The sequence below is a fragment of the Paracoccus xiamenensis genome (genome assembly GCF_011308835.1).
Classification (GTDB): Bacteria; Pseudomonadota; Alphaproteobacteria; order Rhodobacterales; family Rhodobacteraceae; genus Paracoccus; species Paracoccus xiamenensis.
Genome location: NZ_JAAOHY010000005.1, coordinates 125,724 through 142,623, shown reverse-complemented (window position 1 = coordinate 142,623; position 16,900 = coordinate 125,724). Strand labels below are relative to the sequence as shown.

Genomic DNA, 16,900 nt, shown 5'->3' with positions numbered 1-16,900 from the left:
CAGACGGATGACCGACGCCAAGACCCCCAAAGACAAAGCAAATGCCATGTGGGGCGGGCGTTTCGCCGCTGGTCCCGACGCGATCATGACGGCGATCAACGCCTCGATCGGGTTTGACCGGCGGCTTTACGCCCAGGATATCCGGGGCAGCCGGGCCCATGCCGCGATGTTGGCAGCGCAGGGCATCATCACCTCTAAAGATGCCGAGGCGATCCGGGAAGGCCTGCTCACCGTATTGTCAGAGATCGAGGGCGGCGATTTCCCCTTCAGCGAGGCGCTGGAGGATATTCACATGAATGTCGAGGCGCGGCTGAAGGAGATCATCGGCGAACCGGCGGGGCGGCTACATACCGGGCGTTCGCGCAACGATCAGGTGGCAACGGATTTCCGGCTTTGGGTGCGCGATCAATGCGACGCGGCGATCAGCGGGCTGCGTGCCCTGATCGAGGCGGCGCTGGCGCAGGCAGAGGCCGGGGCCGATTGGGTGATGCCGGGCTTTACCCATTTGCAGACCGCGCAGCCGGTGACCTGGGGGCATCACATGATGGCCTATGTCGAGATGTTCGGGCGTGACCTTGGCCGTTTTCAGGACGCCCGCAAGCGGATGAACGAATCTCCGCTTGGTGCTGCGGCATTGGCTGGCACCGGCTATCCGATTGACCGCCATGCCACTGCAAAGGCGCTGGATTTCGACCGGCCGATGGCCAACAGCCTCGACGCCGTCAGCGACCGAGATTTCGCGTTGGAATTCCTGTCGGCCGCCAGCATCTGCGCGGTTCACATGTCGCGGCTGGCCGAAGAACTGGTGATCTGGTCCTCGGCCCAGTTCCGTTTCGTGTCGATGTCTGACAAATGGTCGACCGGCAGTTCCATCATGCCGCAGAAGCGCAACCCCGACGCGGCTGAGCTGATTCGCGCCAAGATCGGCCGGATCCTCGGCGCGACCGTGGCGCTGTTCACGGTGATGAAGGGCCTGCCCTTGGCCTATTCCAAGGACATGCAGGAGGACAAGGAACAGGTCTTCGATGCCGCCGACAACCTGATGCTGGCGCTGGCGGCGATGGCGGGGATGCTGTCGGATCTGACCGCCAACCGTGACAAGATGGAGGCTGCGGCCTCGGCCGGGTTCTCGACCGCGACTGATCTGGCCGACTGGCTGGTGCGCGAGGCCGGGTTGCCTTTCCGCGACGCCCACCACGTCACCGGCTCGCTGGTGGCGATGGCGGAAGGGAAGGGCGTCGATCTGCCAGACCTGACGCTGGCGGATATGCAAACGGTCCATCCCGCGATTACCGAGGATGTGTTCAACGTGCTGGGCGTCCATAATTCGGTCGCGTCGCGGCAAAGCTATGGCGGGACTGCACCCGATCAGGTCCGCGCCCAGATCTCCCGTTGGAAGGACATGCTGTGAAATACCTGCCCCTGATCGCGCTGCTGGCACTGACCGCTTGCGGCGTCGACGGCCCGCCGATCCGGCCCGCGGCGGACACGCCACCGCCGGGCGTCACCGTGTCGGGCGATGCGCGCATTGGCGTCGTGACGACGCTGTGACGAATGGGTTTTGAACTGACGCCGCTGCGGGCCTGCTGGCTGGGGCTGGCGGTGATGGGCGCGCTTGCTGGTCTTCCGCCTGCGGCCCCCGGCTGGAACGTCGCCGTCGCTTTGCTGGCGCTGGCAGTCTGGTGTCTGGTCGAAACCATGGTGCGTCGCAACTGGTTGGCTTTGCTGACATTTCCGGCGATGGTGCTGGGTATCGGCTGCGCGCTGCCGCTTTATCTTTTCCTCCGCTCTCGCAGGATCGCCTGATGGATCACTTCAATTACCGCAATGGCGAACTTCACGCCGAAGACGTCCCGCTGTCCCGCATTGCGGCCGAGGTTGGAACCCCGGTCTATGTCTATTCCAGCGCCACCCTGACCCGGCATTTCAACGTCTTCCAGCAGGCGCTGGAATGGGCGCCCGATCACCTGATCTGCTATGCGGTAAAGGCCAATTCCAACATCGCCGTGCTGAAACTGCTGGGCGATCTGGGGGCGGGGATGGATGTCGTGTCCATCGGCGAATATGCCCGCGCGCGCACGGCCGGCGTTCCGGGCGAGCGCATCGTCTTTTCCGGCGTTGGCAAGACGCGGGATGAAATGCGGCTGGCACTGGAAGGCGGCATTCGCCAGTTCAACGTCGAATCCGAACCCGAGCTGCTGGCCTTGTCCGAGGTCGCGGCCTCGCTGGGCGCGGTTGCCCCGATTGCGATCCGGGTCAATCCTGATGTGGACGCGAAAACGCACGAGAAGATCGCCACCGGTAAATCGGAAAACAAGTTCGGCATCCCCATCGCCCGCGCGCGTGAGGTCTATGCCGAAGCGGCGAAGCTGCCGGGGATCGCGGTTGTTGGCATCGACATGCATATCGGCAGCCAGCTGACCGATCTGGACCCCTACCGGCAGGCCTATGCCAAGATGGCCGACCTGACCCGCGCGCTGCGCACCGATGGGCACGACATCCGGCGTCTGGATCTGGGCGGTGGGCTGGGTATTCCCTATCAGCGCAACAACTCTGCCCCGCCGCTGCCCATCGAATACGGGCAGGTGATCCGCGAGGCCGTGGGTGATCTGGATTGCGAGATCGAGATCGAGCCCGGCCGCAATATCGCGGGCAATGCCGGGGTGTTGCTGAGCTCGGTCATCTATCTGAAACAGGGCGAGGGGCGCGATTTCCTGATCCTCGACGCCGCCATGAACGACCTGATCCGCCCGGCCATGTATGGCGCGCATCACGATATCGTGCCCGTGAAGGAGGCCGCACCGGGGGCAGAGGTCAGCGCCTTCGACGTGGTCGGCCCGGTTTGCGAAACCGGCGATACCTTCCAGAAAGGCGTGGATTTGCCCGCGATGGCGGCGGACGATCTGGTCGCGTTCCGCTCTGCCGGGGCTTATGGTGCTGTAATGTCGTCGGAATATAACTCTCGCCCGCTGATCCCAGAGGTGCTGGTCGACGGCGATCGTTACGCCGTGATCCGACCGCGCCCGACCCTGCAAGAGATGCTGGCGCGCGAGGCTTTGCCGGACTGGCAGTAAGCCGGGCAGGAAGCGCTTGCCGGATCGCCCGCCGCGCCGCAGGATAGGGGCAGACAAAGTAACGCCATGCCCCACGATTCCGACCTGAAACGCCAAACGCCCGAAGAAGCCCCGGCAGAAGATCTGACCGGGGCCCTGCCGCGTCTGTCGCGCGTTCTGCGGCTGACGGGTGCGGGACTGTGGTGGGAATCGCTGGCCCGCGCCTTCTGGCCGGCGGTGACCTGGACCCTGCTTGTGCTGGCGGGGATGAGCTTTGGCCTGATCGCAATGGTGCCGGACGCGCTGCGCCCCTATGCGGGTGCGGCTGTTGGCGTGGTGCTGTTGGCGACCCTGATCTGGGGCGGCTGGCGGTTTCGCAGGCCCCCAACCGGCGCGGCCGAGCGGCGCGTCGATGCCAGCCTGCCCGGACGCCCGCTTTCGGCGCTGCGTGATCAGCCGGCGCTGGGGGGCGAGGGTGCGTTGTGGCAGGCGCACCGCGCGCAGATGGCGCAACGCGCCTTGGCCGCGCGGGCGGTCGCGCCCGATGCCGGGCTGACCCGCCGCGACCCCTTCGCCTTCCGGCTGGCGGCGCTGACTGCGGTGGCCATGGCGCTGCTGTTCGGCAGCGCCGGCGATCTGGGGCAGGGGCTGGCGGCGCTGGCACCGACCCGGCCGCAGCCGCGCCCCGACCAACCGGCCACCGCTGGCCTTGGCTGGGAAGGCTGGGCCGAACCGCCGGCCTATACGCGTAAGCCCACGCTCTATCTGAACGATCAGCCCGAGGGTGCGGTTCTGGATCTGCCCGAGGGCAGCAGGATCAGCCTGCGCCTTTACGGCGACGCCGCCGAGATTTCGCAGGACATCGGCAATGCTCTGCCGGGCGAGGATCCGATGGCCCCCGAATTCCGCGTCGAACAGACCGGCACCCTTCAGATCGGCGACCGTCGTTTTCAGGTTACCGTCCGCCCTGATGACGCCCCCAGCATCACCCTAGGCCCTGCGGCCGAACGGCGCGCCGATGGCCGGCTGATCCAGCCCTTTACCGCCAGCGACGATTATGGCGTGACCGATGGCCAGGCCGAGATCTCGCTTGATCTTGCCAAGATCGACCGCCGCCATGGCCTTGCGATCCAGCCCGAGCCGCGCGAGGCGCTGACCCAGCGCCTGCCCTTGCGCGGCGCACGTGCGCAGGTCGAGGGCCAGCTGACTGCCGATCTGAAAAAGCACGCCTGGGCCAATCTGCCGGTGCAGGTGCGGCTGAACGCGCAGGACGGGATCGGCCAGCAGGGCCAGTCCGAGACGCTGGCGATGGAACTGCCGGGGCGGCGCTTCTTCGACCCCTTCGCAGCCGCCCTGATCGAGCTGCGCCGCGACCTGATGTGGTCGCGCCAGAACGCGCCGATGTCGGCGCAATGGCTGCGCGCGATCCTGTGGCAGCCGGACGGCTTTGTCGATCCGGGCATCCTGCGCGACCTTCAGGCCGTGGTGGCCGGGCTGGAAACCGCACCGCTGTCCGACCTTCAGCGCGACGCCCTGGCCGAGGCGCTGTGGCGGGTGGCCGTTCAACTGGAAGATGGCGGCCTTGCCGATGCGTTGGAGCGGATGCAGCGGGCGCAGGAAAAGCTGGCGCAGGCGATGCGGCGGGGTGCCTCGCCCGACGAAATCCGGCAGTTGATGGATGAATTGCGCCGCGCCACCGACGATTATCTGGAACGTCTGGCCGAGCAGGGCGAGAACAATCCGTCGGACCGTTTCGACCGCGCGCCCGTGCAGATGATGAGCGGCGATCAGATCCAGCAGATGATGGACGAGATTCAGCGCCTGATGAACGAGGGCCGCATGGCCGAGGCGCAGGCCCTGCTGGAACAGTTCAACCGCATGATGGAAAACATGCAGGTCCGGCGCACCGAAGGCGGTCAGGGCGAGGGGCGCGGGCAGGGACAGGGCTCGACCGGGCGCATGGCCCAGACGCTGCGCGAACAGCAGGACCTGGCAGACCGCGCCTTCCGGCAGATGCAGGATGAGTGGCTTGGCTTGGGCGATGATCCCGGCGAAGGGCAGGAAGGCCAGCAGCCGGGCGAGGGTGAACAAGGCGAGGGCCAGCAGCCGGGCGAAGGTCAGCAGGGCGGCGGGCAGCAGAATGGCGGGCAGCAAGGCGGCAGTGGTCAGGATCTGGCCGACGAACAGCGGATGTTGCGCGACGATCTGGGGATGCAGCGCAGCCTGCTGCCCGAACGCGGCACCCCCGAAGGTGACGCGGCGGGCGAGGCGATGGACCGCGCCGGTCGCGCGATGCAACAGGCCGAGCAGGCCCTGCGCGACGGCGATACGGCCGGCGCCATGGACCGGCAGGCCGAGGCGATCGAGGCCCTGCGCGACGGTATCCGCGCGCTTGGCCGCGGCGAGGATCAGCGCGCCGGACAAGCCGAAGGCGAGCAGGGCGAGGGCCAGCAGGAAGCCTCGGGGCCAGATGGCCAGTCCCCCAGTGGTGACGGACGCGAAGGACGCCTGTCCCAGCGCCGCGATCCGCTGGGCCGCGCCTTGCAGGGCATGGGCGGCGGCGTCGCCACCGACGACCCGCTGGCCGAGGGCGAATCCGACGATCACCGCGCCCGCGACCTTCAGGACGAAATCCGCCGCCGCCTGGGCGAACGCCAGCGCCCTGAGGCAGAGCGGGACTATCTGGATCGGCTGATCGACCAGTTCTAGATCCGCCGCCGCCCGCCGGTCCCCCAGCATTAGCGGCGTATGAAGCTGGATCGCATCAACACACCGAAAAGCGTGGCCGTTACGTTAGACCTTACTTCACATATGCGAGAGGTGGTATAAGCGGCCGCATCTACGCGCGAACGAGGGAAAGGTTAAACGCATGATCAAAGAGTTCAAGGAGTTCATCGCCCGCGGCAATGTCATGGACATGGCTGTGGGTATCATCATCGGTGCCGCCTTCACGGCCATCGTAACATCGTTGGTGGCAGACCTGATCAACCCGATCATCGGTCTGATCACCGGGGGAACGGACTTCTCCAGCAAGTATTTCGTGCTTTCGGGTACGGCGCCGGAAGGTGCCTCGCTGCAGGCAGCTCGTGATGCGGGCGCGAACGTCTTCGCCTATGGGGCGTTCATTTCCGCCGTGATCAACTTCCTGATCATCGCCTTTGTGGTCTTCCTGCTGGTCAAGGGCGTGAACCGTGTCAAGGACGCGGCATCGAAGCCCAAGGCCGAAGAAGCAGCCGCCGGCCCGACCGCCGAGGAACTGCTGGCCCAGATCCGCGACGAGCTGCGCGCCCGTCCGACCGTTTGATCCGACCGTTTGACCAAAGGAAAGGCGCGCCAATCCGGCGCGCCTTTTTCGTTGCCGCAGCGTTGTGTCAGCTCGGGGCGATCAGGAAATGACCGCCTCGGGCTTGACGGCGGGGATGTTCAGCGCCGCGCCGACCGGCGGTGAGGTCAGCTTGCCCTCATGCGTCGACAGGCCGGCGCGCAGGTGGACATCGTCGTGCAGCGCCTGCCGCCAGCCCTTGTCGGCAAGTGCCAGAACGAAGGGCAGGGTGGCATTGCCAAGCGCCTGGGTCGAGGTGCGCGGCACCGCGCCGGGCATGTTGGCGACGCAGTAATGGATGATGCCGTCGACATCATAGATCGGATCCTGATGGGTGGTCGGGCGCGAGGTTTCAAAGCAACCGCCTTGGTCGATGGCCACGTCGACCAGCACCGCGCCGGGCTTCATCAGCCCCAGCTGAGCGCGGCTGATCAGCTTCGGCGCAGCAGCGCCGGGGATCAGCACCGCGCCGATGACCATGTCCGCCTGCGGCAGCAGCTCTGCCGTCGCGGCGGCGGTGGCGTATTGGGTGGTCAGCCGGCCCATGAAGATGTCGTCCAGATAGGATAGCCGCGGCACCGACCGGTCCAGAACGGTGACATTCGCGCCCATCCCGGCTGCAACACGAGCGGCCGCCGTGCCCACCACGCCGCCGCCGATAATGACGACATTGGCCGGGCGCACGCCGGGCACGCCGCCCAGCAGCACGCCTTCGCCGCCATTGGCCTTCTGCAAGGCCCAGGCCCCTGCCTGCGGGGCAAGCCGGCCCGCGACCTCGGACATCGGTGCCAGCAGGGGCAGGCCGCCGCGCGCATCGGTGACGACCTCATAAGCGATGGCCGTCACGCCGCTGTCCAACAGGTCGCGGGTCTGGTCGGGATCGGGGGCGAGGTGCAGATAGGTAAACAGCAACTGACCCCGGCGCAGCATCGCGCGCTCCGGTGCCTGCGGCTCTTTCACCTTCACGATCATCTCGGCGCGGTCGAAAACGGTCTTTGCGTCGGGTGCGATTTCCGCCCCGACAGCAAGATAGTCGTCGTCGGTGAAGCCGGCGCCCAGCCCGGCACCGGACTGGATCAGCGCCTTGTGGCCACGATGGATCGCCTCGCTTGCGGCGGCGGGGGTCAGGCCGACGCGAAATTCCTGGGGTTTGATTTCAGTCGGGCAACCGATCAGCATGACGTATCTCTCCTGTCTGGGGCGACCTGTCGCGGGTCTCTCCTGGGTGGGGTGACCCGTTGCAGGGCCTTGGCACTAGGCTGACACGGAACTGGCGAAAATTCCTGCGGAAGTTTTGCTTGCACATGGTGATTGATCGAAGAATCTTGCGTGGTATTCAGAGTTGATCGGGGAAATCTTCGGTATGATCGAAATCGACGCGATAGATCGCCGGATTCTGGCGATTTTGCAGAAGGACGGTCGAATCACGAATGCCGATCTTGCGGCCCGGGTGAACCTGTCGGCCTCGGCCTGTCATCGGCGGGTACAGCGGCTGGAACAGGACGGCTTTATCCGTGCCTATACGGCGCTGCTGGATCGGCGAAAGCTGGCGCGACTCAGTACGGTCTTTGTGGAAATCACCCTGTCCGGGCAGGCGACCGAGCTGCTGGAGGCGTTCGAGCGTGGCGTGCGCACCATCCCGGACCTTCTGGAATGTCACCTGATGGCGGGCACGGCGGATTATCTGCTGAAGCTGGCAGTGGCGGATACGGACGATTTCGCCCGTATCCATCGTGAATATCTGACCCGCCTGCCGGGCGTGGCGCAGATGCATTCGTCTTTTGCGCTGAGGACCGTGGCGGAAACCACGGCCCTCTCGCTTTAGATTTACTGGCCGCCGGCCTTGGCGGTTTCGTTCGGGTTCAGGTTGCGCCCGATCGGGCCGGCCGGGGTTGCCAGATGGCCGTATTCGAAGGTCAGCGTGTCCGGCCCGCCCGAGATGCGCAGAACGCCGTCTTCATAGCTGATCTTGCTGGCCTGACGCAGAGCGTTGAAGAACTTGGTTTCCTGATTGCTCCAGCGGCAGGTCTGGCCAGCGGTCTGGATCTCACCAGCGACGAATTCCGGCGGCGTGCCGGAAACCGGGACGACGAAGTTGTTGCAGCCGGTGCGGCCGGTCATTTGCGTCGGCTGGATGTTCATGGTGGTGTGGCGCACGCTCAGCACCTCACCGCCGATATTGAACAGCACGTAATCGCCGGTCGGGATCGTGGAGTAGGGCTCGTCCGGGGTGGACGGGGTCGGCTCACAAGCTGCAAGGGCAAGCGTCGCAAGCGCGGCAGCGGTCAGTTGGCGGAACATGGCAGCATCTCCGGGTTAACGAATCGATAACATTGAAAGGGGGATTGCATCGCGGGCATTTACCGTCAACTCACTGATATGTCAGCAATCGCGCTGTTTTGCAATGTTTCGCGGCGCGGATTTGGAGGCTTGGAACAAGGATAATCAAGGCACTGCGGGCGTCGGCGCGGGTTTTGCCGCGGGTGTTGGCGTATGGCGGCCACGTTGCGGAATCGTCGCGCCTGTTGCGGACTTGTCACGAAATCGCGCCAAATCCTTGTTGCGACGACCTTGGGCCGCGCTAGGCTGCGGGCCATGTTCGGCCTTGATTCCAGCATCTTCTGGTTCGTCTTCGCGGTCACGCTGTTCGCCGGCTTCGTCAAGGGCGCGGTGGGCTTTGCCATGCCGATGATCATGATGTCGGCCTTTGCCTCGGTGCTGCCGCCCAAGCTGGCGCTGGCGGCGCTGATCCTGCCGACGCTGGTGACGAATGTGATGCAGGCCGGACGGCAGGGCATGGGGGCGGCCCTGGGGTCAGTCCGGCGCTATCGCTGGCACATCGCCATGGTGGCGATCTTCATCCTCGTCTCGGCAGCCTTCATCACCGCGGTCCCACAAAGCCTGATGTATCTGCTGCTGGGCATCCCCATTGTGGCCTTTGCGATCTGGCAATTGTCGGGGCGTCCGATGGTGCTGCCCATCCATCACGCACGCCGGGCCGAGATCATCACCGGCATCATCGGCGGCCTGTATGGCGGGATCTCGGGCATCTGGGGGCCGCCGCTGATCGTCTACCTGCTGTCGGTGGGCGCGCCCAAGGCCGAACAGATGCGGGTGCAGGGCGTGGTGTTCCTGATGGGCGCGGTGGTGCTGACCTTCGCGCATCTGGGATCGGGCGTCCTGAACGCGCAGACGCTGCCACTGTCTGCCGTGCTTGTGGTGCCGGGCGTGGTCGGCATGATCGTCGGGCTGCGCGTGCATGACCGGCTGGACGTGGCGCAGTTCCGCCGCTGGACGCTGGTGCTGCTGGTCTTCAGCGGGCTTAATCTGGTGCGGCGCGGGCTGGAACTTCTGGCGGGCTGACCCTATCCCTATGGCCAAACAGGAGCCCGCCATGACCGATGCCGCCGAACTGACCGCTGAACTGATCCGCTGCCCCTCGGTCACGCCCGAGGAGGCGGGCGCGCTGACCCTGCTGGCCGACCGGCTGCGCGCCGCGGGCTTTGAGGTCTCGCGCCCCGATCGCAACGGCATCCCGAACCTGTTCGCCCGCTGGGGTGCAAAGGGTGCCGCGCGGAGCTTCGGCTTCAACGGCCATACCGACGTCGTGCCGCCGGGCAATCTGGGCAGCTGGACCCATCCGCCGTTTTCCGGCCACCTTGACGAGGACGGCATGATCTGGGGGCGCGGCGCCACCGACATGAAATCGGGCGTCGCGGCCTTTGTTTCCGCCGCCATCGACTTTGTCACCGAAACCCCGCCCACGGACGGCGCGGTCATCCTGACCATCACCGGGGACGAGGAAGGCGCCGGCCGTGACGGCACTACCGCCATTCTCGACTGGATGGATGCGCAGGGCGAGGCGATGGATGTCTGCATCGTGGGCGAGCCGTCGAACCCCGCCACATTTGGCGAAATGATGAAGATCGGCCGGCGCGGATCGGTCACTTACCGCGTCACCGCGACGGGGGTTCAGGGCCATGCCGCCTATCCCAGCCGGGTGCGCAACCCGCTGCATGCGCTGTGCCGGTTCCTGGATCAGCTGGCCTCGGCCCCGCTGGACGCGGGCACCGACCATTTCGATCCCTCGGGGCTGCAGGTGACGACCGTTGACTGCGGCAACGCGGCCTCGAACGTGGTGCCGGAACGCGCGACGGCGGTGTTCAACATCCGCTTCAACGACTTGCATACGCCCGAAAGCCTTGACGCCGATCTGCAGGCGCGCGCGGCCGCTGTCAGCGCCGAAACCGGAGTGACGATCACGCTGGTGCCCGATGTCTCTGGCATGGCCTTCGTGACCCAGCCCGGCCCCTTCGTCGATCTTGTGCGCGGCGTGGTCGAGGCCGAAACCGGGGTGCAGCCGATCCTTTCGACCTCGGGCGGAACCTCGGACGCGCGTTTCGTCAAGGACCATTGCCCGGTGGTGGAATTCGGCCTTGTCGGCCGTTTCATGCACGAGGTTGACGAACGCGTCCCCGCCGATCAGGTCCGCGCCCTGAAGCGCGTCTATCAGCGCATCCTGACGGAGTATTTCGCATGAAAGTTGAACTGACCGACGATCTGGACACCTGCCTGACCCTGCGCCGGACCGTCTTCATCGAAGAACAGGGTGTCCCCGAGGCCGAGGAGATCGACGATCTGGACGATCAGGCGCAGCATCTGCTGGGCTGGCAGGACGGCGTTGCGGTGGCGACGGCGCGGATTTTCCTGAATGACGGTGTGGGCAAAGTCGGCCGCGTCTGTGTGCTGGCGCAGGCGCGTGGCACTGGGGCAGGGGCCGCGATCATGCGCGGCGCCATTGACGCGTTGCGCGCGCAGGGGGCGGCGAAGGTCAAGCTGTCCTCGCAATGCTATGCGATCCCCTTCTATGAAAAGCTGGGTTTCTTGGCCTACGGCCCCGAATACCCCGATGCAGGCATTCCGCATCGCGACATGGTGCTGGAACTCTGATACCCCTGACGGGAACGCGCTGACCGGGCCCTCGCCCGGCGAAAGGACGACCATGGCATTGCCGAGCAAGCAGCAAATTCTGGACTGGGTGGCGGAACACCCCGACGCCGCCGCCAAGCGCGATATTGCCAAGGCTTTCGGCGTCAAGGGGGCCGAGAAGATCGAGCTGAAGCGCCTGCTGAAGGAACTGGCCCAAGAGGGCCGGTTGGAGCGTCGCCGCAAGTCCTATCGCGATGCCGAACATCTGCCGCCGGTCACGGTTGTCGAACTGCTGCCCCCTGACGGGCAAGGCGACATCTTCGTGCGCCCGCTGGAACTGCGTGGCGACGGACCGCCCCCTCGCATCCTCTATCGGCCGCGCGAAGCCGACCCGGCGCTGGGTAAGGGCGACCGCTTCCTGGCCCGGCTGATCGAGGAACGCGGCGAGGATCAAGACTATATCGCCCGGCTGATCCGCCGCATCGGCGAGGCCAAGCACAAGATCGTCGGCATCTTCCGCAAGAACGCCGAGGGCGGCCGGATCATGCCCATCGACAAGGGCGCCGACCGCGAATGGCGCGTGCGCGAGGCCGACAGCTTCGGCGCGCAGGATGGCGAACTGGTCGAGGCCGAACAGGCTGGTCCCAAGGGCCGCATGGGCCTGCCGCAGGCGCGTATCACCGACCGGCTGGGCGATCCGTCCGCGCCGCGCGCCGTCAGCCTGATCGCCATTCACCAGCACAATATCCCCGACGATTTCCCGGACGAGGTGATTGCCGAGGCCGACGCCAAGAAGCCCGCGACCATGAAGGGCCGCGAGGATCTGCGCGACCTTCCGCTGCTGACCATCGACCCCGCCGATGCGCGCGACCGTGACGATGCGGTGGCAGCGATGCCGGATACTGACCCGAAAAATCCGGGCGGGATGATCCTGTGGGTCGCGATTGCCGATGTGGCCTATTACGTCACCCCCGGCAGCGCACTGGATCGTGAGGCGCGAAAGCGGGGCAACTCGACCTATTTCCCCGACCGCGTGGTGCCGATGCTGCCCGATGTGCTGTCGGGCGACCTGTGCAGCCTGCATGAAGGCGTCGACCGCGCCGTGCTGGCCGTCAGGATGCGGCTGGATGCGCAGGGCAACAAGATCGGCCATGACTTCCATCGCGGCATGATGCGGTCCCGCGCGAGCCTTTCCTACGAACAGGCGCAGGCGGCGGCAGACGGCAACCCCGACGAGGCGACAGCGCCCCTGATGGACGACGCGATCAAGCCGCTATGGCAGGCTTATGATCTGCTGAAGGGCGCGCGCGCCCGTCGCCAGCCGCTGGATCTGGACCTGCCGGAACGCCGGATCGAGCTGACCGATGACGGCCGTGTCAAATCGGTGAATTTCAAGGACCGCTTCGACGCCCACAAGCTGATCGAGGAATTCATGGTGCTGGCGAACGTCGCCGCCGCCGAGGAATTGAACCGCCTGAAACGCCCGCTGCTGTTCCGCGTCCACGAAGAACCGACGCTGGAAAAGCTGGATGCCCTGCGCGAGGTGGCGCAGGCCTCGGGCTTCAATCTGGCGAAGGGGCAGGTGCTGCATACCAGCCACCTGAACCGGCTGCTGGCGCAGGCCGAGGGCACCGATTTCGACGAGCTGATCAACATGTCCACATTGCGCTCGATGACGCAGGCCTATTACAGCCCGGACAATTTCGGCCATTTCGGACTGGCGCTGAAGAATTACGCCCATTTCACCAGCCCGATCCGCCGCTATTCCGACCTGATCGTGCACCGGGCGCTGATCCTGGGTCACGGCTGGGGCAAGGACGGGTTGTCGGAGTGGGACATTGAAAACCTGTCTGACACGGCGACGCAGATCTCCAACACCGAACGCCGCAGCATGGAGGCAGAGCGCGACACCACCGACCGTTATCTGGCGGCCTATCTGGCGGAACGTGTCGGCAGCGAAATGACCGGCCGGATCAGCGGCGTGCAGAAATTCGGCGCCTTCGTGAAGCTGGACGAAACCGGCGCCGACGGGCTGATCCCAATCCGCGAGATCGGCAACGAATATTTCCACCATGACCGCGAGGCGCAGCAGTTGATCGGCGCGGAAACGGGCTTGGAAATCGGTATCGGTCAGCGGGTGCTGGTGCGTCTGGCCGAAGCCTCGCCCCTGACCGGCGGGCTGATCCTTGAGCTTCTGGAGCTGGAGGGCAGCGCAATCGCCCAAAGGCCAAAGACGCGGCGGGGCAGGGGCGTGCGCCGCCGGCCCGCGCAGGTCAAATCAAAGGCACGGGCGGCGGCGAAGAAGGCAAAGCGGCAGCGCCGGGGTTAGGCTTCGGACCAGACCGCCATTTCATTGCCGCCCGGTTCGCGGAAGTGAAAGCGACGGCCGCCGGGGAAATCGAAGATCTCCTCGGTGATTTCAGCCCCGGCCTCGCTGACTTTGGCGAGCGCTGCCTCCAGATCGTCGGTTTTCAGGATCACCAGCGGCGGGGCCAGCGGTGCATCCGAAATCCCGCCCGAGATGCCAGCTTCCACCAGTTCCTGATAGGACGGCCCGTAATCCTTGAAGCCCCAGCCGAAGGCCTTGGCGAAGAATTCCTGCGTCGCGGGCAGGTCGGGCGAGGCGAATTCGATATAGTCGATCTTCATGGCGAATCTCCTTAAGTGTTCGCCATTCGTTCTGCGCCTGTTTCCCTGTTAACGCAAGATAGGTGGCCCGTCGCTGCGTTCGCGCAGATCCTCGACCCCCATGCGCAGACCGCCGCCGATGCGGTGCGCCAACGCCGACCAGCCGGCGGCCGCATCCTCGGGCAGGGTGCGAAGCAGGGTTTCATCGAACAGCATCAGCCATGGCGCGAAATGTTCGGCCCGCACGTCGCCCGCCTGCATATGGGCGCGCATCGGATTGCCGTCATAGCTGCGCTCATACAGGATCGCGTTGCGCCAGAAACGGGCGATCTTTTCCTCATGCGCGGGCCAGTCGGTGACATGGTTCGCGAAGATCGGGCCAAGCACCTCGTGCCGGCGGATGGCCGCGTAAAAGACCGCGACCACGCGGTCGATCTGTTCGGGGGTCACGTTAAAGCGGGGCGGAATGCTCATGTCGTCTAGATGGCGTTGTCGGGGCAGCGCGGCAAGGGTTGGGATTGTCGCAGTCGCGGCATGCTGAGCCATGCCATTGCGCGGCCATGGCTTTGTGCTGGCTGTCGTCAAAGAGAGCGCCGAGGCCGAAACAACCGCTCTGGCGGGATCACAACCATCAGCCCCGCCAGCGTGATCGCGATGATCCCGACCCAGCCCGGCACACCGGGCAGCGTCGCGAACAGCACGAAATCAAAGATGACGGCCCAGACGAGTGCAGTGAACTCAAAAGGAGCGAGAAGTGAGACCGGCGCCCGCGCCATCGCTTCGATCGCGGCGATATGGGCAAGCCCGCCCAGAAGACCGGCCCCGATCAGTACCGAGGTCGCATAAAGGTCCAGGCTTTTCCAGCCGAAGGGCAGCGTCGCAAGGCCGACAAAGGTCGTGAACAGCGCGAAATAAAAGGAAATCGTGGCGGTGCTTTCCGTTCGCGTCATGGTCTTCACATAGACCCTGTAGATTGCTGTCAGCACCGACAGGCCCAGCCCCGCAGCGATGCCGATCATCGCGCCCTCGCCCGGCATGGCCATCCCTTCCCACAGGATCGCGATGACGCCGGCAAAGCCAAGTGTGACGGACGCGACCAGCCATGCGGTAATCCGCTCGCGCAGGAAATAGGCGGCAACGGGCAGGGACAGGACCGGGCCAAGAAAGCCCAATGCCTCGGCATAGGCGACGGGCAAATAGGCCAGCGAGATAAAGGACAGCGCCATCGCAGAGGCCCCCAGCATGCCGCGCAGAACATGCGCGCCGGGGCGGCGGGTGCGCAGCGCAGCCGGAAACTGGCCGCGGATCGCCATGTAAATGCAGATCGGAATGATCGCGATGGACGAGCGCCAGAAGATGATTTGCCCCAGCGTGGCCTTGTCCGAGGCCTCGCGGATCAGCGCCGACATGGCGGTGATCAGAAAGGCCGCCAGCAGGCGCAGGCCGATGCCACTGTTCGGGCTTTCTACCGGTGGGGCATAGCTCATGAATGTATCCTGCTGAAATCGCTGCTACATTGCTGCGAACATTCGGAATTGACAACACCCGATCTGACCTCGCTTTGACCTGCGCTGGCAGGGCTGCTATGCCCGCCGCACCCGGTCGCAGCCCACCCGGACAAAACAGGAGCAGACATGCCGCATTACACAGACAATCTGACCCAGCTTGGTCAGGACACGAAGCTGCCCGCCAACCCCGATGAGGCCGTGCTGGAACGCGTCCCGAACCCGCAGGCGGGCGAGGGTTACGTCGTGCGCTTCACCCAGCCCGAATTTACCAGCCTGTGCCCGATGACCGGACAGCCCGATTTTGCCCATCTGGTGATCGACTATGTGCCGGGCGACTGGCTGGTGGAATCGAAATCGCTGAAGCTGTTCCTCGGGTCGTTCCGCAATCACGGCGCCTTTCACGAGGATTGCACCGTGACCATCGGCAAGCGGCTGGTTGAAACGCTGGCCCCCCGCTGGCTGCGGATCGGTGGATACTGGTATCCGCGCGGGGGCATGCCAATCGACGTGTTCTGGCAGACTGGGGCAGTGCCCGAGGGCATCTGGCTGCCCGATCAGGGCGTCGCCACCTATCGCGGGCGCGGCTAACGCCAGACGCGCAGCAGGCTGATCGCCGCGTCGGACAGATCGCCCAGCCGCGCCAGCAGGTGTTCGCGAGCCAGCCCGCCCGATTGCGTGGCGTCGGCCCGGTCCAGCTTTGCATACATGCGCATCAGCCGCCGGCGATGGGTGCCGGTGGCCAGCTGGAACGGATCGGCGACCAGCCCCGCGAATGTCGTGGCGAGCGAGGCCAACACGGCCAGAACGACTCCGGTCAGGATGACAGCCCAGGGCGACAGCTCGACCGGGAAGGCCCAGTACCACGCCCCTCCCAGCCGTTCGCCCAGCCAGAAATCCTGCACGGCAGTGCCATGCGCGCGGAACTCTGCCAATGGCCCGGCCAGCGAAATGACGCCCGGAGTCGCCCGTTTAAACAGGAACAGCCCCGCCGCCAGCACCAGCAGAGAGGTGGTGATTTCGGCCACCGCGTTCCGCGTCTCGGCATGTGCGGCGATTTCGGCGCGGACGACTTGGCGGTCGGCCTTTGGGCCGACACCCTGCGCGGTCAGATCCTCGGTCAGGCGGGTCACGTCTGCCTCAATCCGGCGGGCCACGTCAGAGGTCAGGAAGATCTGGCGCGACTTCAGCCACGCGCCCGCCCGTTTCGCGCCAAGCATCGACAACAGCCCACCCAACAGCCGCACCAGCAGGAACAGGGGCGACAGCGCCACGTTCAGCGGGGCGCGCAGCAGATCCCAGCCAAGCGCCTCGCGGTGCAGCGCCAAGGTGCCGCGCAGCCCATAACGGGCGCGGACAAAGCGGTTGACTGCGGTTTCGCGCGCCATGTCGAAGCGGGCAGGGGCGGGTTGGGGCATCATTCATGTCCGCAGGGGCGTGTTCCTTGCAGATAGGTGCTGCGC

The 16,900-nt window shown here is 65.6% G+C and carries 18 protein-coding genes; 12 read left to right on the top strand and 6 right to left on the bottom strand.

The window, feature by feature from the left end; all coding sequences use genetic code 11:
• Nucleotides 1–7 precede the first annotated feature (7 nt).
• The 6 genes from argH to mscL all read left to right on the top strand — a co-directional run bounded on the left by argH (nt 8) and on the right by mscL (nt 6,357).
• Nucleotides 8–1,411, top strand: coding sequence for an argininosuccinate lyase (argH, locus tag G7044_RS12320; RefSeq protein WP_166329266.1), 1,404 nt, complete (start codon nt 8–10; stop codon nt 1,409–1,411).
• On the top strand, nt 1,408–1,551 hold the full coding sequence (locus tag G7044_RS12315) for an argininosuccinate lyase (protein ID WP_166329264.1): 144 nt from the start codon (nt 1,408–1,410) through the stop codon (nt 1,549–1,551). The genes argH and G7044_RS12315 overlap by 4 nt, the downstream gene beginning before the upstream one ends.
• 3 nt (nt 1,552–1,554) lie before the next feature.
• Entirely contained in the window at nt 1,555–1,806 is a 252-nt protein-coding gene (locus G7044_RS12310; RefSeq protein ID WP_235931284.1) for a DUF2834 domain-containing protein, read from the top strand.
• Nucleotides 1,806–3,074 (top strand): diaminopimelate decarboxylase, encoded by a 1,269-nt coding sequence (lysA, locus tag G7044_RS12305; RefSeq protein WP_166329262.1) that lies wholly within the window; start codon nt 1,806–1,808, stop codon nt 3,072–3,074. The genes G7044_RS12310 and lysA overlap by 1 nt, the downstream gene beginning before the upstream one ends.
• A 66-nt stretch (nt 3,075–3,140) precedes the next feature.
• On the top strand, nt 3,141–5,762 hold the full coding sequence (locus tag G7044_RS12300; RefSeq protein ID WP_166329260.1) for a DUF4175 domain-containing protein: 2,622 nt from the start codon (nt 3,141–3,143) through the stop codon (nt 5,760–5,762).
• A 160-nt stretch (nt 5,763–5,922) separates the two neighbouring features.
• Nucleotides 5,923–6,357 (top strand): large conductance mechanosensitive channel protein MscL, encoded by a 435-nt coding sequence (gene mscL / locus G7044_RS12295; protein WP_166329258.1) that lies wholly within the window; start codon nt 5,923–5,925, stop codon nt 6,355–6,357.
• Between the two features lie 81 nt (nt 6,358–6,438).
• Here mscL and ald read toward each other — a convergent pair whose 3' ends face one another.
• A complete protein-coding gene (ald, locus tag G7044_RS12290) occupies nt 6,439–7,554 on the bottom strand; it encodes an alanine dehydrogenase (protein WP_166329256.1) in 1,116 nt (371 codons plus the stop codon).
• 187 nt (nt 7,555–7,741) lie between these two features.
• Here ald and G7044_RS12285 point away from each other — a divergent pair, with 187 nt between their 5' ends.
• Nucleotides 7,742–8,200 carry an Lrp/AsnC family transcriptional regulator gene (locus G7044_RS12285; RefSeq protein ID WP_328803854.1) on the top strand — a complete coding sequence of 153 codons (459 nt, stop codon included), beginning with the start codon at nt 7,742–7,744 and terminating at the stop codon, nt 8,198–8,200.
• A gap of 2 nt (nt 8,201–8,202) precedes the next feature.
• Here G7044_RS12285 and G7044_RS12280 read toward each other — a convergent pair whose 3' ends face one another.
• Nucleotides 8,203–8,676 (bottom strand): META domain-containing protein, encoded by a 474-nt coding sequence (locus tag G7044_RS12280; RefSeq protein ID WP_166329253.1) that lies wholly within the window; start codon nt 8,674–8,676, stop codon nt 8,203–8,205.
• A 294-nt stretch (nt 8,677–8,970) separates the two neighbouring features.
• Between G7044_RS12280 and G7044_RS12275 the strand changes: the two genes are divergently transcribed.
• Genes G7044_RS12275 through rnr form a run of 4 tightly spaced genes read left to right on the top strand, consistent with a single transcriptional unit; the run spans nt 8,971 to nt 13,633 of the window.
• On the top strand, nt 8,971–9,738 hold the full coding sequence (locus G7044_RS12275) for a sulfite exporter TauE/SafE family protein (RefSeq protein WP_166329252.1): 768 nt from the start codon (nt 8,971–8,973) through the stop codon (nt 9,736–9,738).
• 31 nt (nt 9,739–9,769) lie between these two features.
• Nucleotides 9,770–10,915 (top strand): succinyl-diaminopimelate desuccinylase, encoded by a 1,146-nt coding sequence (gene dapE / locus G7044_RS12270; RefSeq protein WP_166329251.1) that lies wholly within the window; start codon nt 9,770–9,772, stop codon nt 10,913–10,915.
• Nucleotides 10,912–11,325 carry a GNAT family N-acetyltransferase gene (locus tag G7044_RS12265; protein WP_166329250.1) on the top strand — a complete coding sequence of 138 codons (414 nt, stop codon included), beginning with the start codon at nt 10,912–10,914 and terminating at the stop codon, nt 11,323–11,325. Before dapE ends, G7044_RS12265 begins: the two co-directional genes overlap by 4 nt.
• Nucleotides 11,326–11,377: 52 nt before the next feature.
• Nucleotides 11,378–13,633: a ribonuclease R gene (gene rnr, locus G7044_RS12260; protein WP_166329446.1), complete on the top strand. Its 2,256-nt coding sequence runs from the start codon at nt 11,378–11,380 to the stop codon at nt 13,631–13,633.
• Here rnr and G7044_RS12255 read toward each other — a convergent pair.
• From G7044_RS12255 to G7044_RS12245, 3 genes are all read right to left on the bottom strand, one after another.
• Nucleotides 13,630–13,953 carry a VOC family protein gene (locus G7044_RS12255; RefSeq protein WP_166329249.1) on the bottom strand — a complete coding sequence of 108 codons (324 nt, stop codon included), beginning with the start codon at nt 13,951–13,953 and terminating at the stop codon, nt 13,630–13,632. The genes rnr and G7044_RS12255 overlap by 4 nt on opposite strands.
• 48 nt (nt 13,954–14,001) lie before the next feature.
• Complete coding sequence (locus G7044_RS12250) at nt 14,002–14,406, bottom strand: group III truncated hemoglobin (protein WP_166329248.1); 405 nt, start codon at nt 14,404–14,406, stop codon at nt 14,002–14,004.
• 107 nt (nt 14,407–14,513) lie between these two features.
• Nucleotides 14,514–15,419, bottom strand: coding sequence for a DMT family transporter (locus G7044_RS12245; protein ID WP_166329247.1), 906 nt, complete (start codon nt 15,417–15,419; stop codon nt 14,514–14,516).
• Between the two features lie 147 nt (nt 15,420–15,566).
• On the opposite strand from G7044_RS12245, the gene queF reads away from it, so the two are divergent.
• Complete coding sequence (gene queF, locus G7044_RS12240) at nt 15,567–16,028, top strand: preQ(1) synthase (protein ID WP_166329245.1); 462 nt, start codon at nt 15,567–15,569, stop codon at nt 16,026–16,028.
• Here the strand turns inward: queF and G7044_RS12235 are convergent.
• Nucleotides 16,025–16,858, bottom strand: coding sequence for a DUF6635 family protein (locus G7044_RS12235; protein ID WP_235931283.1), 834 nt, complete (start codon nt 16,856–16,858; stop codon nt 16,025–16,027). The two genes, queF and G7044_RS12235, sit on opposite strands and share 4 nt — an antisense overlap.
• Nucleotides 16,859–16,900 lie beyond the last annotated feature (42 nt).